The organism is Chryseobacterium sp. Y16C, assembly GCF_022488405.1.
Classification (GTDB): Bacteria; Bacteroidota; Bacteroidia; order Flavobacteriales; family Weeksellaceae; genus Chryseobacterium; species Chryseobacterium geocarposphaerae.
The window spans coordinates 4,648,980-4,668,211 of record NZ_CP092711.1; the positions used below are offsets into that span (position 1 = coordinate 4,648,980).

General features: G+C 34.2%; 18 protein-coding genes. 6 read left to right on the forward strand and 12 right to left on the reverse strand.

What is annotated here, in order from left to right:
• Positions 1-41: 41 nt before the first annotated feature.
• Together MKS83_RS21195 and MKS83_RS21200 are read right to left on the reverse strand one after the other, a co-directional pair.
• Positions 42-1,151, reverse strand: coding sequence for a BT_3928 family protein (locus MKS83_RS21195; RefSeq protein ID WP_240581228.1), 1,110 nt, complete (start codon positions 1,149-1,151; stop codon positions 42-44).
• A 1-nt stretch (position 1,152) separates the two neighbouring features.
• Positions 1,153-1,719 (reverse strand): DUF1599 domain-containing protein, encoded by a 567-nt coding sequence (locus tag MKS83_RS21200; protein ID WP_240581229.1) that lies wholly within the window; start codon positions 1,717-1,719, stop codon positions 1,153-1,155.
• A gap of 112 nt (positions 1,720-1,831) precedes the next feature.
• Between MKS83_RS21200 and folP the strand changes: the two genes are divergently transcribed.
• A complete protein-coding gene (folP, locus tag MKS83_RS21205) occupies positions 1,832-2,677 on the forward strand; it encodes a dihydropteroate synthase (RefSeq protein ID WP_240581230.1) in 846 nt (281 codons plus the stop codon).
• A gap of 110 nt (positions 2,678-2,787) precedes the next feature.
• Here folP and MKS83_RS21210 read toward each other — a convergent pair whose 3' ends face one another.
• From MKS83_RS21210 to alaS, 7 genes are all read right to left on the reverse strand, one after another.
• A complete protein-coding gene (locus MKS83_RS21210; protein ID WP_100374878.1) occupies positions 2,788-3,024 on the reverse strand; it encodes a hypothetical protein in 237 nt (78 codons plus the stop codon).
• Between the two features lie 9 nt (positions 3,025-3,033).
• The gene (locus MKS83_RS21215; protein WP_240581231.1) at positions 3,034-5,223 is read right to left on the reverse strand and encodes a hypothetical protein; all 2,190 of its coding nucleotides are present in this window, start codon (positions 5,221-5,223) and stop codon (positions 3,034-3,036) included.
• Positions 5,224-5,351: 128 nt separating this feature from the next.
• Entirely contained in the window at positions 5,352-6,020 is a 669-nt protein-coding gene (locus MKS83_RS21220; RefSeq protein WP_240581232.1) for a hypothetical protein, read from the reverse strand.
• Positions 6,020-6,199 (reverse strand): hypothetical protein, encoded by a 180-nt coding sequence (locus MKS83_RS21225; RefSeq protein ID WP_240581233.1) that lies wholly within the window; start codon positions 6,197-6,199, stop codon positions 6,020-6,022. The genes MKS83_RS21220 and MKS83_RS21225 overlap by 1 nt, the downstream gene beginning before the upstream one ends.
• Positions 6,200-6,248: 49 nt before the next feature.
• A complete protein-coding gene (locus tag MKS83_RS21230; protein ID WP_240581234.1) occupies positions 6,249-6,761 on the reverse strand; it encodes a hypothetical protein in 513 nt (170 codons plus the stop codon).
• Positions 6,762-6,842: 81 nt separating this feature from the next.
• Positions 6,843-9,299: a DUF5686 family protein gene (locus tag MKS83_RS21235; RefSeq protein ID WP_240581235.1), complete on the reverse strand. Its 2,457-nt coding sequence runs from the start codon at positions 9,297-9,299 to the stop codon at positions 6,843-6,845.
• A 192-nt stretch (positions 9,300-9,491) separates the two neighbouring features.
• Positions 9,492-12,095, reverse strand: a complete 2,604-nt coding sequence (gene alaS, locus MKS83_RS21240) for an alanine--tRNA ligase (RefSeq protein WP_240583213.1) — start codon at positions 12,093-12,095, stop codon at positions 9,492-9,494.
• 408 nt (positions 12,096-12,503) lie between these two features.
• Between alaS and MKS83_RS21245 the strand changes: the two genes are divergently transcribed.
• The 4 genes from MKS83_RS21245 (at position 12,504) to msrB (ending at position 15,001) form a co-directional block, all read left to right on the forward strand.
• Positions 12,504-13,058, forward strand: a complete 555-nt coding sequence (locus MKS83_RS21245; RefSeq protein ID WP_240581236.1) for an RNA polymerase sigma factor — start codon at positions 12,504-12,506, stop codon at positions 13,056-13,058.
• A gap of 33 nt (positions 13,059-13,091) precedes the next feature.
• Positions 13,092-13,343: a hypothetical protein gene (locus tag MKS83_RS21250; RefSeq protein WP_240581237.1), complete on the forward strand. Its 252-nt coding sequence runs from the start codon at positions 13,092-13,094 to the stop codon at positions 13,341-13,343.
• 79 nt (positions 13,344-13,422) lie between these two features.
• Complete coding sequence (locus MKS83_RS21255; RefSeq protein ID WP_240581238.1) at positions 13,423-13,881, forward strand: DUF417 family protein; 459 nt, start codon at positions 13,423-13,425, stop codon at positions 13,879-13,881.
• A gap of 10 nt (positions 13,882-13,891) precedes the next feature.
• Entirely contained in the window at positions 13,892-15,001 is a 1,110-nt protein-coding gene (gene msrB, locus MKS83_RS21260) for a peptide-methionine (R)-S-oxide reductase MsrB (protein ID WP_240581239.1), read from the forward strand.
• A gap of 115 nt (positions 15,002-15,116) precedes the next feature.
• Here the strand turns inward: msrB and MKS83_RS21265 are convergent, their stop codons facing one another.
• The 3 genes from MKS83_RS21265 to MKS83_RS21275 all read right to left on the reverse strand — a co-directional run bounded on the left by MKS83_RS21265 (position 15,117) and on the right by MKS83_RS21275 (position 17,655).
• Positions 15,117-15,788: a hypothetical protein gene (locus MKS83_RS21265; protein WP_240581240.1), complete on the reverse strand. Its 672-nt coding sequence runs from the start codon at positions 15,786-15,788 to the stop codon at positions 15,117-15,119.
• A gap of 116 nt (positions 15,789-15,904) precedes the next feature.
• Entirely contained in the window at positions 15,905-16,750 is an 846-nt protein-coding gene (locus tag MKS83_RS21270) for an ABC transporter permease (RefSeq protein ID WP_240581241.1), read from the reverse strand.
• Between the two features lie 2 nt (positions 16,751-16,752).
• On the reverse strand, positions 16,753-17,655 hold the full coding sequence (locus MKS83_RS21275) for an ABC transporter ATP-binding protein (RefSeq protein ID WP_240581242.1): 903 nt from the start codon (positions 17,653-17,655) through the stop codon (positions 16,753-16,755).
• Positions 17,656-17,771: 116 nt separating this feature from the next.
• Between MKS83_RS21275 and MKS83_RS21280 the strand changes: the two genes are divergently transcribed.
• Complete coding sequence (locus MKS83_RS21280) at positions 17,772-19,133, forward strand: AAA family ATPase (protein WP_240581243.1); 1,362 nt, start codon at positions 17,772-17,774, stop codon at positions 19,131-19,133.
• Positions 19,134-19,232 lie beyond the last annotated feature (99 nt).

Genomic DNA, 19,232 nt, shown 5'->3' on the forward strand with positions numbered 1-19,232 from the left:
CAATGTTATATTAAAAGTTTAGTGTTTTAAAATTTTTCCAATTACTGCAGGTAATCTTTTGCAGGAAGTTTGTCTGTAATTTTTCCGTTTTCAAGGATCAGAACAAAAGGATTACTTCTGGCAATCGTTTTAATAGCTGTTCCGTCCATCATTGCATTCGGAATTGTTTTGAAGGTTGTTGCAATAGTTGAAACTCCGTAAACCACTGTAGCTCCCTGAGATTTTGCTTTTGCTTCCACCTGTTTTAACAGCTCTGGAGAAACATCTTTAGGAGCATATGAAAATACCAAAATGGCTTTAGGAGCATGAAGGATGCTTTCTGTCAGATCAATTCCGGTAGGATCTTCAATCTTCAATTTGACAATCTCAGATTTGTAGCCTTGCTTTATTAAAACAGATTCATTTTTTCCTTCTTCTATTTTCCATGGAGAACCTTCTGCCCAGTATTTGGTCTCTTTGATATAATTATCCTGGTTAATCTTTACAATTTCTCCTGTTTTCTCATTTTTAAGGCTGTAAAAAGTTTTGTAAACTAAAGGATTTTTGCTGATTTTCTGTTTTTCGGCCTGTATGTCAGTTCCAATTTTGTAATCGCGGAAGTCGATAAGAGGTTCATGAATAATTCCGTGTGCTCCAATTAAGATCATTACTATAGAAAACAATCCTAAAAGAATATATTTGAATGTATTGGATTCTTTTTTAGGGCTGTAGCTGTAAGAGTCTTTTTTCTTGAATTCTTTTCTGTATAAGATAAATACGACAATTAAGCCGACCAGAAGAACAACATCTTTAATGAAACTTTGCCATGGAGTGAATTTAATAGCATCTCCAAAACATCCGCAATCCGTTACTACGTTGAAATAAGCGGAATAAAAAGTAAGGAATCCGAAGAAAATACAAAGCGCAATCAGTGAAGACAGCGTGAATTTTAATTTTAACTTTAATAAGAGCATAAATCCTAAAAGCAGCTCCAAAATAACCACAAATACAGAAAGTGGTAATGCAAACTTTTCTAAAAAAGGCATATCAAAGACATTGGGAGCGAAATATTCTTCCATCTTGAAAGAAAAACCTACTAAGTCCACCGCTTTTACAAAGCCCGAAAGAATGAAAATAATTCCAATAATGAAGCGTAATAAAGCTTTTAACATATTAAATAGTTTTTGGTTCGGTTTTTTCTTCTTTTTCAGAGAATTTGATCAGGCAGAAAACAGCATAATTAAGCATATCAAAATAATTCGCGTCTAAACCTTCAGAAACAATGGTTTTCCCCTGATTGTCTTCAATTTGTTTTGTTCTTAATACCTTTTGATAAATTAAATCCGTGATGGAAGAAATCCTCATATCTCTCCACGCTTCACCATAATCATGGTTTTTTCTTTCCATCAAAGCTTGAGCTTCATTGGCATATTTATCATAAAGCGCTAAGATTTCGTCCTTATTTTCGCTGAAATCATTGGCAAGACCTTTTTCGAGCTGAATAAGCCCAATAATGGAATAGTTAACAACCGCAATAAATTCATCCTCCTCACTTTCATCCACCATTTTTTTATCGGTCATTTGTAAGGTACGGATTCTGTTGACTTTAATATAGATCTGATCCGTAATTGAGCTGGGTCTTAGTACTCTCCAGGCTGCTCCGTAATCTTGTAATTTTTTACCAAACAAATCACGACACTGACTGATAATTTTTTCGAATTGTATTGATGTCTTTAGCATAAATTCTCTTAATCTTTCAAAGATACAAAATAGGTTTTAGGTAGCAGGAATAAGGATTTAGTTTTTTAGCTGGAAGTTAGGGGAGGGAAGCCGGAAGTTAGTATTTTTGTATATGCAAAATATTTCATCATCTATCAATGAGCATTCTTTGAACTGTAATGGAAGAATCGTAGATCTGTCTTTTCCCAAAATCATGGGGATCCTGAATCTTACTCCGGATTCTTTTTCAGATGGCGGAAAATTCAATAATGAAACCTCAGCAATGAAGCATGCTGAACAATTATTAAAAGAAGGGGCTGAGATTATTGACATTGGACCGCAGTCGACCCGCCCGAATGCAGAGTTTTTAAGCAGTAAAGAGGAAATTGAAAGAATCGGTAAAATAATTTCCTTAACTAAAAAGGAGTTTCCTGAAGCTCTGATTTCTTTAGATACTTTTTACGCCGAAACGGTAAAATTCGGTTATAATGAAGGCATAGATATTATTAATGATATTTCCGGAGGACAATTTGATGAGAATATGTTTAAAACAGCTGCTGAAATAAAACTTCCATATATTTTGATGCATGTGAATCCTACCTACGAAACCATGCATGATAAAATAAAATTTCAGGACATCACATTATCTGTTAATCAATACTTCTCTGAAAAAACAAAGCAATTATTAGAAATGGGAGTTAATGATATTATATTAGACCCCGGCTTTGGTTTTGGAAAAACAGTAGAAGACCAGATGAAGCTGCTTGAAGAGGTAAAATATCTTGGTTTTGGAAAGTTTCCTCTGTTGATCGGGATTTCAAGGAAATCTTTTATTTATAAACCATTGGGAAAATCTCCTTTAGATATTAATGAAGAAACTCAGAAACTTCATTTAAAGGTATTGCAGCAAGGAGCTAAAATCCTTCGAGTACATGATGTAGCTGAAGCAAAGAAAACTTTGGAAGAATTTTTGAAATAAAGGTAGAATAATATACGGAATGTCATTCTGAGTGAAGCAAAGTGAAGTGAAGAATCTTTTGTATTTAAGAGATTATTCCTTCGTCAGAATGACATTCTGCGCAATATTTTTTAGTTTAAATTAGCCAGTTTATCAGCAAACTGTTTTGAGAATTCTTTTCTGTCTTCCTCCATTTTTTCTTTTGTGGAAGGAAGAATGTAGTTGAAAAGGATTTTATCTTCACCATCAAGAAAAATAATTTCTTTTTCATTTCCATCAATCATTTGGGCAAAAATTTCCCACATGGAGGTGTCCTTTAGTTTTAATAATTCGAAAAACTGATCTGCTTTTATTTCTATTTTTTGCATATGCTGATTTTAAAATTCCAATAATTTGAGTTTAAACTGTATCGCAAAATTTTGCTTAAAATTCGGTGTTGTATAATAACCGACCCTGTAAAACAATCCTAAATTAAAATAACTGGAAAGAAAATTGTTCCATTCCAATCCGACTTCCTGATACAATCTGTTAAGTGTTCTGTATCTGAAATCATGGTATTCAGGATGTTCCATATTACCAATGGTTCCGCGAAGTACAAAGTCAAAACTTGAAATATTCTGCCCGAAGCTTTTAAAATACCACGGAAGCTTGTGAGTTAAGTAATAAGCTACAAATTTATCATTATAATATTTTCCTCCTTCCAGAGTTGCAAAACCAAGATAGGAGGTAAGGTTGAAGTTGAAGTCGTTTCGCGGAGAAGCCAGTCCGTTCATTGTAAAATTTTTCCAGATCGGGGCCGCTCCAAAAACCATTCCTCCATAAAGCCTGAAGCCTGTTGTTCCCAACATGGTTTTTAAATTGTAAAGAAAAAGCAGGTCGAAACGGGAATAATTGAGATCTCCTCCGAAGATCTTATAGCTTTGTTCATAATTCAGGTAGAACTCAGGAAATTTCTGATCCAGCAAGGATTTTCCCTGCGGAGTCATGATATTGGTGGAATTCGGAGAATATTTTAGGGTGATCAGAGTATTGAAGTTATCAAAAGCGTTGCCTTTATCTCTGAAATCGTAATCAAACATTGCTTTTTCTGAATTTCTTCTTACGTTGGAAACCAAGGTCAGTGCATTAGTCAGATCATTCGTATAAGAGACTGCGACCCCTTTAAACTGAAAGTATCTGCTGTTATTAAGATTATTTCCATAGTTGGATGTTCGCATCTTGAAGCTCCAGAGTTTTCGGTAGAATTCTCCGGAAGCGGTTACATCATTATAATGCTCAATACGGAAAAATGAATTCTTTTCTAAAGTAGTTTTAATATCTAACCCAATTCCATATTTCCACTGATCATCTTTGAAACCATAAGCAAAATAATAATCGGGGGAAAAATAGGGATTAAAATTTTCATTAAGCTTGGTCTTTAATCCGACTCTGAAACCTTCATAGGCATTGTAGTTTACAATTTCATCAATTGCAAAATCTAAGCTTCCCACCCGTATTTGTCCGTTTAGTAAACCTGACAAAACCTGAGCTTTATTGTCAATATTATAAATCTTTCCAAGGCTGTCTATCGTTGCATACGTACTGGTTTCTCTCTCCGTTAAAGGATCTGTTCTGTATTGACTTAATGTTTTGCCGTCTGCATTTTTTACGGTAAAAGTATACCCTTTGAAATCGCTTTTGTTTTGCTGGATAGGGGACTGAAAATCAAAATATCTGGAAGTGAGAAAAGCATAAGTGCCGAAAGTCTTTTTATCCTTTTTCTCGTGTTTTTCTCTATTCTCCTCTTCCATTACCATATTACTCATTTTCAGCTTTACAGTTTCCTGGGCAAGAAACCATTTATTGCTGTAAAAAACCCATGTACTGGTAATGATTCCGTCGTTTTTATTTTTACTGAAATTTTCAATTTTTTTGATACCATAGGTTTCGGTATCAATATAAATAGCACCGTTGTATTTTCTTTTCTTGTCGTTTTTCTTATAATTAACTTCCCGGAAACGGATGACAAAATTTTTTCTTCCGTCCATTTCAACCGTGTCAGTAAGGAAAAAACGATAAAGTCTCCTGTTTTCATACTTTATCTGGTCAGGAACGACATCTCTGTTACTTTGCTGGAGCGCGAGCATTTCGTAGATAGGCTGCTTAAGACCGGAAATTCTGTTATCCAGAATATTGATCTTTTCACCGTATTTTTTTGAGTACAAAAATTCCTGGGCTCTTTCCCAGAGGAAAAGTTTGCTTTTTGAAAATATCTGCCGTACGGTAATATTATTGAGAGAATCCTGTTCTCTTTTCTTCTTAAAAAGGGTATTGTCGAAAAATTTTTTAAACTGTGAAATACTGTCTTCATCTATGTCTAAAGAAACTTTTTCGTAAGATTTATAAGAATAAGAATCCAGGGATTTAGGAGAGTTTTGTTTAAAAAGGGCGTTTACTTTTTTTAGAATTTCCAAGGCTATCGGATCACTTTTATCTTCAATGATAACGGTTTCAATGGATGTGATTTTTGATTGGGAATAACCAAAAACATAAACAAAGAAACATAGAAACAATAAAATCCTTTTCATAAAAAACTTTTCAAAATTAGTAATATTTATGGTTTTAGAAAAGTTTTGTTAATTGATATTAATAGCATGTTTTATAGGAATATTCTTTGGCAACTAAAATAAAAGACTCCCGGATTTCCGGGAGTCTTTTATTTAGCAATCTGAGAAACAAAAGTAATGGCTTTCATTTGGAGATCTTCCTTAGATAGTTTATTGTTTTCAAATTCAAGAGAAGTAAACTGTCCATTTTCTGTTGCCAATAAGGCATAGCCATTATATTTTTTTCCTCCGTACTGATAGGTGTAGCCTACGAATTTGGAGTTGGGATCATCAACCTTCACTTGTATGTTGGCAATATTTTTTTTCCTTTTTAATGCTTTAAAATTATCCATCATGTCGTCTTTAGAAGAATATGCATGGAGAAATATGCTTGTATTATCGGGAAGCTTTACGGCCATTTGTAAAGAGTCATCATGATTTTTCTGGATAAAGCTTTTAGGTTCTACACTTATTTTTGAAGTAAGGTCTATAGGAACCAAGGTGTCACTTTTCACTTTTGCAACACGGAAAATTGCTTTTTCAGCCTCATTAAGTTTATTTATACTGTCATAATTTTCGTAAAATAAATCATTTGATTCATCATTACTTTGTAAATCCTCATTTCTGTAATTCTGAATAAGAGAGTTTACATTCTCATAGCTGGTATCAGAATATGAAGATCTGTTTGAGGTTTTACTGCATGTAATAGCAAGTCTTATCACCGCAAATAAACAAACAGCAACACTTAAAATGGTTTTCCAAACGGGTTTTTCATTCATTATTTCAGATCTTCTTTAGTAATGATGATGTCCTTAATGTTTTTTCCCTGAGAATCTGTGTATTTATAGATAAGATTCTTTACTCCCAATCTTTCGGTCTGGGAAAAAATCTGCTGAATTTGAGGTGATCTGAGCATTTCATCTTTCACAATTTGCTCAGCACCTTCTACCTTAAGCAATTTTTGGAAGCTTTCCGGAACCTGAGCTGTGTAAACAATATTGCTTTCTTCATCTGCTGATTTTTATTCCCGAAGACGGATCTTCCGACGGAAGATTTTTATTAAAAATATCGAGAACAGCATTAAGTTGATCAGGACCGGAACTTCCCGCAGAAATCGATTTGAGGTCGTTTCCGGCATCCCCTTTTATATTTTTGTTATCAAGCACTTCATCTGCTATAAGTCTTGCGCCAACACCATAAATTTTAATATTAAACTTTACTCCTTTGTTAAGAAGCTCTTTTCCTGTAGGTTCACTTTTAATAGCTTGTCCTATAAGCTGTGGAAGTGATGTTTTCATCATATCTGCTTGCATTTCGTCACCTGCTTCATTTGAAGTATTTACTTCGATGGTGATTTCACCGTTTCCGGAATCGATGGCTTTGGTAGACTTGATCATGTAGTTGCTCATCATAGAAGATGATCTGTTGTACATGTCTATAAAGTTCCTGATTTTATCATTTTTGGATTGACATGCTGTAAGGAGTATTGCTGTGAAACAGACAACGAGTATTTTTTTCATGATTATTTTTTTGAAAGATAATAAAAAAACAGAAACCGGCAAGTTTCTGTTTATAATTTTACTATTTATGAGAAATAAACTTTAATTTAAAAGATTAAATTTAATTTTTATCCCAAAGTTGTCTTTAAATTGAGTCGTTTGGTAATATCCTAATCTGTAAGAGAATCCGACTCCGAAGCTTCTTCCTAAAAATCGGTTCCACATTAATCCTACTTCCTGATAATAATGATCTAAAACCTGAAACTGGAACTGATGATTTTCTCTGTCTTTTAAATTTCCAATAGCAGCTTGGTATTCAAGTTCGATACTGGAATATCTTGCTCCGATAGTTTTGAATCTGAATGGAAGTGACTGGGAAATTTTAAAGGCAGCAAATTTATCGGCAAAAAAAGCTCCTGAAGGCATCGTCGCAAATCCTAAATTGGAAGGTGTGCTGATATTGGAATACCAATGATCTACATTCGCATCATTTTGTCCTGCAATTTCAAAATTTTTCCATATCGGAGCGTTTCCTGAAGAAATTCCTCCGAAAAGCTTGATATTGGTGTATCCTAATTTCGATCTGAACTGGTGAATAATCAAGGCGTCCAATCTGTTATAATCCAAATCTCCTCCTAAAGCTTCAAATCCTTTTTCATAATTCAGGAATATTTGCGGATAAGCTTTTTCGTAGGTATATTTTCCGCTTGGTGTCATGATGTTTTTGTCATTCGGAGCAAATTTTAAAGATAATGTTGCGCTTGTATTATCGAAGCTGTTTCCGAGATTTTTATACTGATAATCGAAAAGAGCCTTTTGTTTTTCTTTATTCACAGCAATTTTCATGCTTAGTGAATTGGAAATATCGTATAGGAATGAGGCTCCCCATTTTTGGTTTTTATAAAAAGTACCATTATGAAGATCCAGATTCATATCTGAAACTTTCATCATCATATCCCACATATTGTTGCTGAATCTCCCTGCTGCAAAAACATCATCTACATAATCAAGCCTGAAAACAGAAGTTCTTTTATCAGAAAGCTTCACATCCAAACCTAATCCATATTTCCATGTATGATCTTTAAATCCGTACCCAAAATAACCGTCAGGAGAAAAGGTTTTGTTAAAGTTTTCATTCAATTTCAGGCCTGCTCCTAAACGTATCCCTTGATATTTGTCATAGCTGAAAAGCTTGGTAATATCAAAATCAATCATTTTATAACGGATATTCCCTCGCATGAGCTGCGTTAAAGTATTTAGTTTTTTCTCAAAATCATTCTTCTGAACGAAGCTGTCAATTTTCGTGTATGTTGCACTTTCTCTGGCGGTAAGACTGTCTGTTCTGTATTTTTCCAGAAGACTTCCGTCCGAATTCTTCATTTCCAGAGAATATCCTTTAAATTCTGATGCTTTTTGTGCTCCGTTAATATCGAAATCAAAGAAGCGGTTTTTAACATAGAGATAGTTTCCAAATTTCTTTTGATTATATTTAGGCTTCTCTCCGGGTTTTAAACTGTCTTTTTTTGAAGTATCGAAACTCTGATCTCCCATTTTCACCTTAATATCTTCAGAATCTAAAAACCATTTTCCGTTAATAGGTTTCCAGACGGAAACAATATTTCCTTCGTTCTGTTTTTTATTTATACTTTCAAATTTCTTTAAAGCATAAGTTTCAGAATCGATGTAGATTTTCCCATTGAATTTTCTTGGGTTTTGTTTCTTTTTGTCTGTAATTTCCTTGAACTTGATCAAATATGTTTTTCTTCCGTCAAGCTGTAATGTGTCGGAAAGATAGAAGTTGAACAGCTTTCTGTTTTCAGGTCTCAATTGCCTCGGAATTCGGTCTAAATTGGAGATGTTAATGGCTAAAGCTTCATAGATCGGATTTTTAAACCCGGACATTCTGTTGTCGATAATATTCGTTTTTTCACCAAAGTTTTTTGAATATTTGTATTCGGTCGCTTTTTCCCAAAGAAACATCTGGCTTTCTTCCGAAGCACTGATGAAATCTTCTGCAATCAAAGAATCTTTCTTATCCTTTTCTTTCTGTTTGAAATCTTTCTTGTCGACTTTTGAAAGAGAATCTTTTCTGACCGCTAAGAAATTTTTATAGGTATCAATTGAGTCTTTGTCTACATCAATAGAAAATTTAGAATATGATTTAAAATTATAAGAATCTAAAGATTTCGGAGAATTCTCTTTGGCTCTTTTATTTACCTCATCCAAAATCCTTAGTGCTTTAGGGTCACTTTTGTCACTGATAATGACTTTATCAATATTATCCATTTTTTCGGACAAAGGCTGCATAGAAATTTCCATTGATTTTTTTACATCTGCCGAAACATCTTCATAATTACTGGCCAGGATTTCAACCTTTTTACATTTTGTTTTTAACGATAAGTTACCGTTAAAATCTGTTTTTCCTAAAAGCTCATCATCACAATATACTGCTGCATTATGAATGGGCTGCTTATTGGATTTGTTGATTACTTTGAGCTGAGTCTGCCCAAAAAAGAATACTGCGGAAAATAGAAATAGAGTAGATAAAAGTTTTGACATTAGCTTTTTTATATATAAGACAAAACTATTGATAAGAAAGTTACAAAAGATTGCAAAAAAATATAATCTTTTGTTAAAAATAAAAACCACTGTATTTGAATAGGATACAGTGGTTTTATTTATTTTTTAATTCCCTAAATAATGAGAAATAAAATTTTATTTTATATTTTCTTAAATCTTTTTAACAAGATATTAAATGCTCAATGCCTTCTGATAAGCATTTTCCAAACCATCAAGATTTTTTCCTCCTGCTGTTGCAAAACCTGGGTTTCCACCGCCTCCTCCTTGAATTTCTTTGGCTAAATCTTTTACGATTGCTCCAGCCTGATAATTTGCTGCCAAATCATCAGAAACTCCAACGGTAATCATTGGTTTTCCGTCTGCATCAGAAAGGATAATCGTTACAGAAGTAGGGATCTCTCTCTTTAACTGGAACACAATATCTTTCACAGAACCTGCATCAAGAGATGTTTTCTTTACCAAAAGCTGTTTGTCACCTTTTTGCTCATAAGCGTTTTTCCAGTCACCGATCTCTCCTTTAGCTTTTTCTTTTTTAAAGGCTTCAACTTCAGCTTTCAAAGTTGCATTTTCTTCGATTAATTTTTCGATAGAACGAACAACATCTTTAGATTTTAGCAACTGAGAAAGTTCAGTGACCTGCTTTTCTAAATTTTTAAAATATTCTTCCGATTTATCCCCTGAAATCGCTTCAATCCTTCTGATTCCTGCAGCAGCAGAACTTTCAGAAACAATTTTGAAATGACCAATTTCACTTGTATTTTTCACGTGAGTTCCACCGCAAAGTTCTTTTGAACTTCCAAACTGGATCATTCTCACACTGTCACCGTACTTTTCACCAAATAAAGCCATTGCACCTTTTTCCAGTGCTTCCTGAATCGGAATGTTTCTGAACTCCTGTAATGCAATGCTTTCTTTGATCTTTGCGTTTACTTTTTCCTCAACCAAAGCCAATTCTTCTTCCGTCATTTTGTTGAAATGAGAGAAGTCGAAACGTAAATAATCAGGACCAACGTAAGAACCTTTTTGCTCAACGTGAGTTCCTAGAACATCTCTTAACGCTTCGTGTAACAAGTGAGTCACAGAGTGATTGGCCTGGGAATTCTTTCTGTCGGTCGCATTTACTTTAGCGTAGAAAACAGCGCTTGCATCTTTAGGAAGTCCGTTGATTAAAGAAATAATCAATCCGTTTTCCTTTTTCGTTTCCAATACTTCGAAACTTTCAGCAGCATTTTCAAGAACACCCTTATCACCCACTTGTCCACCACCTTCAGGGTAGAAAGGGGTATTGCTTAACACAACCTGATAAAATTCTCCGTCCTTATTTTCTACTTTTCTGTATTTTGTAATATAAGTTTCCGCTTCGATTTGGTCATAACCTACGAAGTTGGGTTCCTGCTCTTCTAAAATTACCCAATCGTATACTTTTTGAGCAGAATCAGCTTTTGAACGTTGTTTTTGTTCATTTAAAGCAACTTCAAATCCTTTTTCATCAATCGTTAATCCTTTTTCCTCAGCAATAATTCTCGTTAAATCATCCGGGAAACCGTATGTATCATATAATTCGAAAACTTCTTCCGTTGGCAACACTTTAGTATTGTTGGCAATCGTCTGCTGGATTAATTTTTCAACTCTGATTAATCCTGTTTCAATCGTTCTTAGGAAAGATTCCTCTTCACTTTTAATCACTTCAGTCACTAAAACGCCTTGTTTTTCCAATTCAGGGAAGAATTTGCCCATTTGTTCCTGAAGCACAGCAACCAATTTATAAAGGAATGGCTCTTTCATATCCAGGAATCTGTAAGAATAAGAAATTCCTCTTCTTAAAATCCTTCTGATCACATACCCTGCTCCTCCGTTGGATGGTAATTGTCCGTCTGCAATCGCAAAAGAAACGGCTCTGATGTGGTCTACCACAACACGGATTGCAATATCTTTCTCGTCCTCTAAAACTCCTGTGTATTTTTTACCTGAAAGTTCTTCAACTTTAGCAATCAGAGGAGTGAAAACATCGGTGTCATAGTTGGAAGATTTTCCCTGAAGCGCCATACAAAGACGTTCGAAGCCCATTCCTGTATCAATATGTTTGGCAGGAAGATTTTCCAGGCTTCCGTCTGCTTTACGGTTGTATTGCATGAAAACCAGATTCCAGATTTCCACAACCTGAGGATGGTCGTTATTCACCAGTTCAAGTCCAGAAACTTCCGCTTTTTCTTCATCACTTCTTAAATCAACATGAATTTCAGAACAAGGTCCGCAAGGTCCGCTTGCGCCCATTTCCCAGAAATTATCTTTTTTGTTTCCGTTGATAATTCTATCCTCGGAAATATGAGATTTCCAGAAATCATAAGCATCCTGATCCCTGTCAAGATTTTCAGAGGTATCACCTTCAAAAATAGTTACATAAAGATTTTCTTTCGGAATTCCATACACTTCCGTCAACAATTCCCAGGCAAAAGCAATAGCATCTTTTTTGAAATAATCACCGAAAGACCAGTTCCCCAACATCTCAAACATGGTGTGGTGATAAGTGTCTCTACCTACATCATCTAGATCATTATGCTTTCCTGAAACTCTTAAACATTTTTGAGTATCGGCAATTCTTGAGGCTTTAGGTTCTTTGTACCCTAAAAAATAATCTTTGAACTGCGTCATTCCTGAGTTGGAAAACATAAGGGTAGGATCGTCTTTCAGCACGATAGGAGCCGAAGGAACGATAAGGTGACCTTTACTTTGAAAATAATCTAAAAATTTTTGACGAATCTCTTGTGATGTCATAATGATATATATTGCTTTGCTTTTTACAATTTTTTGATAAGATGCAAATTTAAGGTTTTTAAAGTAATGTAAAAGAATAGTTTTATGTTTTAATGGTTTGTTGGCTATTGTCATTTTCGACGCAAGTGGAATCTATTATTCCCGATCTTATAAATTTCCATTATCCAGCCTGTAACTTTCTTTTTCAGAGCTTTTCATGTTTCGGGCGGCGGCTTTGCCGCCGCCCGAAACATGAAAAGCTATAATCAAGGTGAAGGATAAATGATATTGTTGAAAACCACCCCGTCAAAAATTCTTTCGAATTTTCGCCGCCCCTCCATGGGAGGGGAATTTTATGCAATACATTTTCTTGTTCTTTTCCTTTTAACTTATTATCTTCGTGATTATCTGAAAAGATAAAAGTTGAGTATGACAAAAAACGAAACAATCAAAACTTGGATAGAAGAATATTCAGGACCATTGTTGAGAAGGGCAGTATATCTGCTTTCAGATAAAGTTGAAGCGGAAGATGTGGTTCAGGAAGTTTTTATTTCGGCTTTTTCGTCATATGATTCTTTTGAGGGAAAAAGTCAGCCATTAACCTGGCTGATGACTATTTTAAACAGAAAAGTTGCGGACTTTTATCGTAAAAAATATAAATCCGAACCATCAATAAAACTAGACCATTTTTTTGATGAAACTGGTTCGTGGAAAAATGATGATGTTCTTAATGATTGGAATGCTTCCAACAAAGAAATCGAGCTTCTCGATGACAAAGATTTTAATAAAACATTGGAAGATTGTATTGAAGATTTACCCTCCAGATGGAAGATTCTGATGAAAATGTATTATCTTGAAGAAAAAAAAGCACCTGAAGTGAGTCAGGAATTGAATATTTCCACGACTAATCTTTGGAAGATTTTACAACGAAGCCGAATGCAGTTGCGAGAGTGTCTGGAGTTTAACTGGTTTGCAAAATCATAAGGATTAAAAAAGATGTTAAAAAAACTAATACATATGATCTTTTTACCATGCAGTGAAGTGACTTTGCTCATGGAAAAACGCAATGCTGAAAACATTTCTTCCTCAGAGAACTGGAAGCTTTCCCTGCATCTTAAAATTTGTAAATGGTGCAGAGCTTACAAACAAAAACTGGAAATTTTAGATGATATTTTAAAAAGAAAACTTTCCCAGGACAAAAACGATAAAATTAATAATTCTGAAATTCAGAACTTTAAAGAAAAAGTAATTGAAAATTTAGATCTTTAATAAAATCGTTGTCAGGATTTTGAAAATGTTCCGACTATACTTTTGAAAATAAACAAAGTATTAATTCAAAATCATTACAATGAACGGAACTTTATTAGAAATCAACAAAGAAAACCGAACAGGCAGAATCGGATATTATATCTCGCTTTTCGGGGCTGCCTTGATTATGCTTTGGATTGGAATATTCAAATTTACTCCGACAGAAGCAGAAGGAATAAAACACTTGGTAGAAAACCATTTTCTCACTTTTTTCGTATATGATATTGTAAGTGTCCAAACAGTGTCAGATGCTATCGGAGCGATAGAAATTATCATTGCTTTACTATTACTATTTAGTGTGAAATTTGCATCTCTCAGAAAGTATGCGGCCATCGGAATGATTGTAACTTTTCTTACGACAATAAGTTATTTATTTACAACTCCGGGAATCTGGAGAATGGTAGACGGGATTCCGGTTACAGACTTCTTTATCTTAAAAGATCTGATGCTTTTAGGATTTGGTTTAATGATTTTAAATGAAAAAAATGATCACAAATAAAAAGATAAAAATGAAAAACATATTAATATTGCTTGGAGTAATTCTGGGTATAGCAGTTTTTGCTACAAGCTGTGGAGATTCTAAGCCGAAATCCACAGAAATTAAAGAAAAAAATGAGACCGTTATGGATAATAAAAACGTAAAAGAAATCTATTTTGCAGGAGGATGTTTTTGGGGAACTGAGCACTTTTTTCAACAAATTCGCGGAGTGGTAGGAACAGAGGTTGGATACGCCAACGGAAATAAAGAAAATCCTACGTATGAAGAAGTGGTAAGTCATACTACGGGCTTTGCGGAAACGGTAAAAGTGAAATATGATCCTGAACAGGTAGATTTAAAGCTATTAATTGATTTGTATTTTAAAACCATTGATCCTACGAGTTTGAATAAGCAGGGAAATGACAGAGGGGATCAGTACAGAACAGGGATTTATTCAACAGATAAAGAAACGGAAGCTATTGTAAAAGCTGAGGTTCAAAAATTAGCTAAAAATTATAGCAAACCTGTTGTGGTAGAAACGATTCCTTTGAAAAATTTCTACAAGGCGGAAGATTATCATCAGGATTATTTAGACAAAAACCCGGGAGGATATTGCCATATTGAACCTGGATTATTTGAAATGGCGAGAAAGGCAAACCCACTTCCTAAAAAACAAACAAAAGAAATGAAGTATCAAAAAAAAGATAAAGCAGAATTAAAAAAAGAATTAACGGCTGAACAGTATAATGTAACTCAGGAAAATGGTACTGAAAGAGCATTCCAGAATGAATACTGGGATGAAACCCGCGAAGGAATTTATGTGGATATTACAACGGGAGAGCCTTTATTTATTTCAACCGATAAATTTGAATCAGGCTGTGGATGGCCAAGTTTTTCAAAACCAATTTCTAAGCAGCTGATTGATGAGAAATTAGACCGTTCTTACGGAATGACAAGAGTGGAAGTAAGAAGCAAAACGGGAGATGCACATTTAGGACACGTTTTCAATGACGGACCAGAAGACAAAGGCGGACTTCGTTACTGTATCAACTCAGCCTCTCTGAAATTTATTCCCAAAGCGGAAATGAAAGCCAAAGGATATGGAGACTATATTTCTTTACTTGAAAAAGATAAGAAGTAAATATATAATTAAGTAAGGTGTTTTTAAGACTGTCGAAAGGCAGTCTTTTTATTTTTAAATGCTTAGCATTTTGTCATTCAGAATGAAGCACAAGCGGAATGAAGAATCTATTTATTTAACTTAACCTTTGCAACTGAAATCTTTCCTTGATGCTTAACATGGAAATATTTAAAAAGAATAGAAATCCAAAGATGATGTAATAAGTTTGTTTAGGGAGTTTAGAAATGTTTTCAAAAAATCTATTGTAAGATTCTCTCCTCATTATTAAATCTAAAATTGACTCTCTCATTGATGGATCTTCGTAATAAACTGTATCATTACACAGAAGGCATTCGACTTTTTCCTCTACAGCATTAGGGTCTTTATAATTGACAGTAGCAAAAAAATGCCCTGTTTTTTCTAAATCGTAGGCATAAGTTTCATGTTTTGCAACAGCCATATCATTAAGAAGCGAAGCGAAATCTCCGTAAGTGTTCTTATCATTAAGAATAAATTCGATTCCGGAATTTTCTATATTATTTTGATCTAACTTTTTTAGTTCTGAAACATAAAAATCAGAATTTTCTTTAGCCTTGCCAGGTTCAATACTGATCTGTTTGTACTTCCAATTTCTTAATGGTTCAAAAGTGGAGCTTACATTACTTTTATTCTTATCCAATTTTGGAGGAAGCCATATGTCCATGATATTATAATTAGTTTCGTCAATATAAGGATTGATGTAATACCAAAATAAAAAAGGAATAATCAAAGCACTGATCAATCCTGGAATGTAGAAAATTTTCTTCACAGCAATTATTTTTGTAAAACCGAATGAAAATTTTGAGCCAAAAAATAAAAAAGTGACCCATTTCGGATCACTATAATCTTTTAATTTTTAAATTCTTAGATCTTTCAATCAAATATTTACCAATCTCTTTTTCTTAAAATCCAGTAGGATCCGAAAATGAAAATAGCACACCACACCAGACAGACAATGAGACTTTCTGTTGGATAATGGAATTCATATTTTAGGCCCATTGCTTTTGCCATATTCAGCCTCACCATTGGGTTGGGAATTAAATTAGACATACTTTCCAGCGGGAAAAGACGGGAGAGAAAGAAGTCATTTTGTAAAACTTCATTTCTTTGAGGTCCCTGCAGTCCTTTTACTTTCATGAAAACCTCTACGGTTGAAAGAATACTTTCGATAATCCATAAAACAAAAAATGCAAGAAAAACAAAAACAGATTTTCTTAACAATACAGAAAGAAACATCAGAAAACAGAAAAAGGTAAACAGTTTTATAAAATAGTTTCCGATAAAGAAAATTTCTTCAAAAACCTTTGCAGACTCTGTTGTATCAGAATACTGATATCCTAACAACATAGTGATTACGAATACAATCATTGTTGATATAATCGTAAAAATACTGATTGTTAATAATTTTGAACCAATAAACTCCTTTCTGCTTAATCCGTCAATTGTATTTTGCTTAAACATTCTGTCGCTGAATTCCTGTGAAATCGAGAAAACAATGATTAATCCTAAAAATATTTTCAGCAGCCCTACAATCCATGTGGTAAAATTCCAGATTTCCGGGAAGTTGTAAATTCCTTCCTCTTTCAGGTTAATCGTTGCTCCAAAAAGATCAAAATCAACCAATCCGATAAAAAGTAAAGCAATAAGAATGGCAAAATATAAGATCGTAAAAACCTTGAATGGTTTGTAATTAAGGTTTTTATAGTATTCAAGTTTTAATAGTTTTGTCATGATTAATTTGTGTTTTTTACAAGTTCAAGGAATTGTGATTCTAAAGAGAGTTTCTTCTTATTCAAATGGGATAGAAAAATCCCTTTTTCTGCAAGCTTCTGATTCAAGGTTGAAGCAGAAATTGAGGCGTCATCACGAATGTAAGCTTTTATCATATCCTCCTCCTGACTGATTGTAGTAAACCACTGAAGCTCATTCAAAGCGCTTAAAAGTTGTGTGTTATTATCAGCTTTTAACTCAAAATAACCATTGTTGGAGGTCATTTCATCCACTCTTCCGCAATAAAGCGAAGTCCCTTCCTTTAGTACGATAACATGGCTGCATATTTTTTCGATCTCATCCAAAAGGTGACTTGCAATGATAATGGTGATACCTTGCTTTGCAATATTGCTGATAATTTCTCGGATCTGGATAATTCCTTCCGGATCAAGTCCGTTGGTAGGCTCATCTAAAATGAGAACTTCGGGATTATTCAGCATGGCAGAAGCAATCGCAAGACGCTGTTTCATCCCCAAAGAATAAGTCTTAAAGGTGTCTTTTCTCCTTTCATATAAACCGACGGTTTTTAAAACCTCTTCAATTCTGGCGTAAGGAGTATGTTTGATCTCTGCAACGATTTTAAGATTGGTTTCCGCGCTCAGATAAGGATAAAAATTCGGCTGTTCAATAATGGCTCCGATTTTCTTCAGGGTATCCGGATCAGTTCCTTTTTTACCAAACCAATACCAGTCTCCGCTTGTAGGATTAATGGTAGAAAGCAGCATCCCGAAAGTTGTAGACTTTCCGCTTCCGTTGGGACCCAGAAGTCCGTAGACATTTCCTCTTTCGACGTCAAAAGAAATATTGTTTACCACAACTCTTTTGAATTTTTTTGTCAGATTCTTTACTGATAAAATTTTTTCCATGTAATTTGTTTTACATAGTAGTAGTCTATATAAATTAAGAAATGTTACAGAATTATCATAAATCAATTTACATTTAATGCTAAATACATTAAATTTGATAGCATTAATCGGTCACTATGAAGTTAATTGAATTAGCAAAAGAATTGAACGTTTCGGCAGAAGCGATAAAACAGTTTATTCAGGATTTTGATCTTGAATTAGGCGCTTGCATCAGTACCAATTTTGAAGTCAAAGAAGACTTTGAAAAATTTGCCAGAGAAAATATTGAATTTTTAAAACTTTACGAAAAAGATTTAGACAAAAATAAAACCTTAGAACAAATTGCAGAGACCATTAAGCAGCCTAAGGAGAAAGTAGAAAAAGCCATAAAGGAAATCCATCCGAATATCTTTGATAACGGATTTTTTAAATCTTCCATTTCAAGCTATGGAATTGATAATAAGCTGGGAGGGAATTACGAGTTTGTCTACAATTATTTCGGCCACAAAACGAGTCTCAGACACAGAGATTTTATCGGATATAGAGATTTGTTTTTCTATATTTCAGGGGTCTTAGAGCCCTTTTTAAATCCCCAACAGATTAAGGATTGGGGAATCAATAAACCGGCAGGAATTATTTTATATGGTCCTCCCGGAAGCGGAAAGATCTTTTGGGCCAATAAAATAGCGGAAATAATAGGCTATAAGTTCAAAGAAGTGAAAAAACATTATCTGGGAACATCCTTTGTAGACGGAAACAAAACCAACTTTAATGACTTTCTTTTAACCATGATGAAAGACGACAAAGTACTGCTGTTCCTGGAAGATTTTGAAGAAGTGATGATGGAAAGGAGTCCCGAAACTAACGTTACTTCATGTAATCTTGAAACGCAGGAAATTATTCTCCATTATATCAGTAAATTTGAAGAGGCTGATTTATTAATGGTAGGTTCTGCAAATTCCGTATCTGAAATTGATGAAGAAATTTTAGCTCCCGGAAGATTTGATGTGATGGTTCCTATATTTCCGCCTAATGCAGCCGAGCGTTCTGAGATCATTTTGTTTGCCATGACCAAAGGATTGGAAAATGATTCTCTGTTATATAAAATTCTTAAAAACAATAAAGCCGATAAGATTCCCTTTTGGCAAGACATTGCTTCACAAATGAAGGTTTTTAGCAATACAATGCTTATTGATTTCACGCAAAGCCTGAAAAAAAGAATTAAAAACCTGTATCAGAGAACCAAAAATGAAAATTTAAAAATAGATCAAAACCTTTTGAATGGTGCATTAAGAGATGCTGCTGGAAAGCTCACCGAAGAATATCTGGATCAGGTTGCCAGATTTTTGAGTGATGTTATGATTAATAATTTCGATCAGTTTCAATACAGAGTACAAGGCTTAAAAGCGGAACTGGATGCCTATAGAGTGGTGGAAGCTCCAACAAGAGCGATTGGATTTCATCATAATGGAGAAGAAGAGGAAAATAGTAAAGAATAATTTGGTGCGCTTCGCTTGTGAGTTTTGCTTCGCAAGTCAATTGTGAATGATTAAACAGATAAGAAAAGAAAAAAATTCACAAGTGTAGCGTATTGACGA

Bases quoted from the DNA above. Each gene is read 5' to 3' on its own strand.
- MKS83_RS21235 (WP_240581235.1), bottom strand. From the start codon at position 9,299: ATGTCAAAACTTTTATCTACTCTATTTCTATTTTCCGCAGTATTCTTT.
- MKS83_RS21270 (WP_240581241.1), bottom strand. From the start codon at position 16,750: ATGACAAAACTATTAAAACTTGAATACTATAAAAACCTTAATTACAAA.
- MKS83_RS21215 (WP_240581231.1), bottom strand. From the start codon at position 5,223: ATGAAAAGGATTTTATTGTTTCTATGTTTCTTTGTTTATGTTTTTGGT.
- MKS83_RS21250 (WP_240581237.1), top strand. From the start codon at position 13,092: ATGATCTTTTTACCATGCAGTGAAGTGACTTTGCTCATGGAAAAACGC.
- MKS83_RS21195 (WP_240581228.1), bottom strand. From the start codon at position 1,151: ATGTTAAAAGCTTTATTACGCTTCATTATTGGAATTATTTTCATTCTT.
- MKS83_RS21200 (WP_240581229.1), bottom strand. From the start codon at position 1,719: ATGCTAAAGACATCAATACAATTCGAAAAAATTATCAGTCAGTGTCGT.
- MKS83_RS21255 (WP_240581238.1), top strand. From the start codon at position 13,423: ATGAACGGAACTTTATTAGAAATCAACAAAGAAAACCGAACAGGCAGA.
- msrB (WP_240581239.1), top strand. From the start codon at position 13,892: ATGAAAAACATATTAATATTGCTTGGAGTAATTCTGGGTATAGCAGTT.
- alaS (WP_240583213.1), bottom strand. From the start codon at position 12,095: ATGACATCACAAGAGATTCGTCAAAAATTTTTAGATTATTTTCAAAGT.
- MKS83_RS21280 (WP_240581243.1), top strand. From the start codon at position 17,772: ATGAAGTTAATTGAATTAGCAAAAGAATTGAACGTTTCGGCAGAAGCG.
- MKS83_RS21245 (WP_240581236.1), top strand. From the start codon at position 12,504: ATGACAAAAAACGAAACAATCAAAACTTGGATAGAAGAATATTCAGGA.
- MKS83_RS21220 (WP_240581232.1), bottom strand. From the start codon at position 6,020: ATGAATGAAAAACCCGTTTGGAAAACCATTTTAAGTGTTGCTGTTTGT.
- MKS83_RS21230 (WP_240581234.1), bottom strand. From the start codon at position 6,761: ATGAAAAAAATACTCGTTGTCTGTTTCACAGCAATACTCCTTACAGCA.
- folP (WP_240581230.1), top strand. From the start codon at position 1,832: ATGCAAAATATTTCATCATCTATCAATGAGCATTCTTTGAACTGTAAT.
- MKS83_RS21275 (WP_240581242.1), bottom strand. From the start codon at position 17,655: ATGGAAAAAATTTTATCAGTAAAGAATCTGACAAAAAAATTCAAAAGA.
- MKS83_RS21210 (WP_100374878.1), bottom strand. From the start codon at position 3,024: ATGCAAAAAATAGAAATAAAAGCAGATCAGTTTTTCGAATTATTAAAA.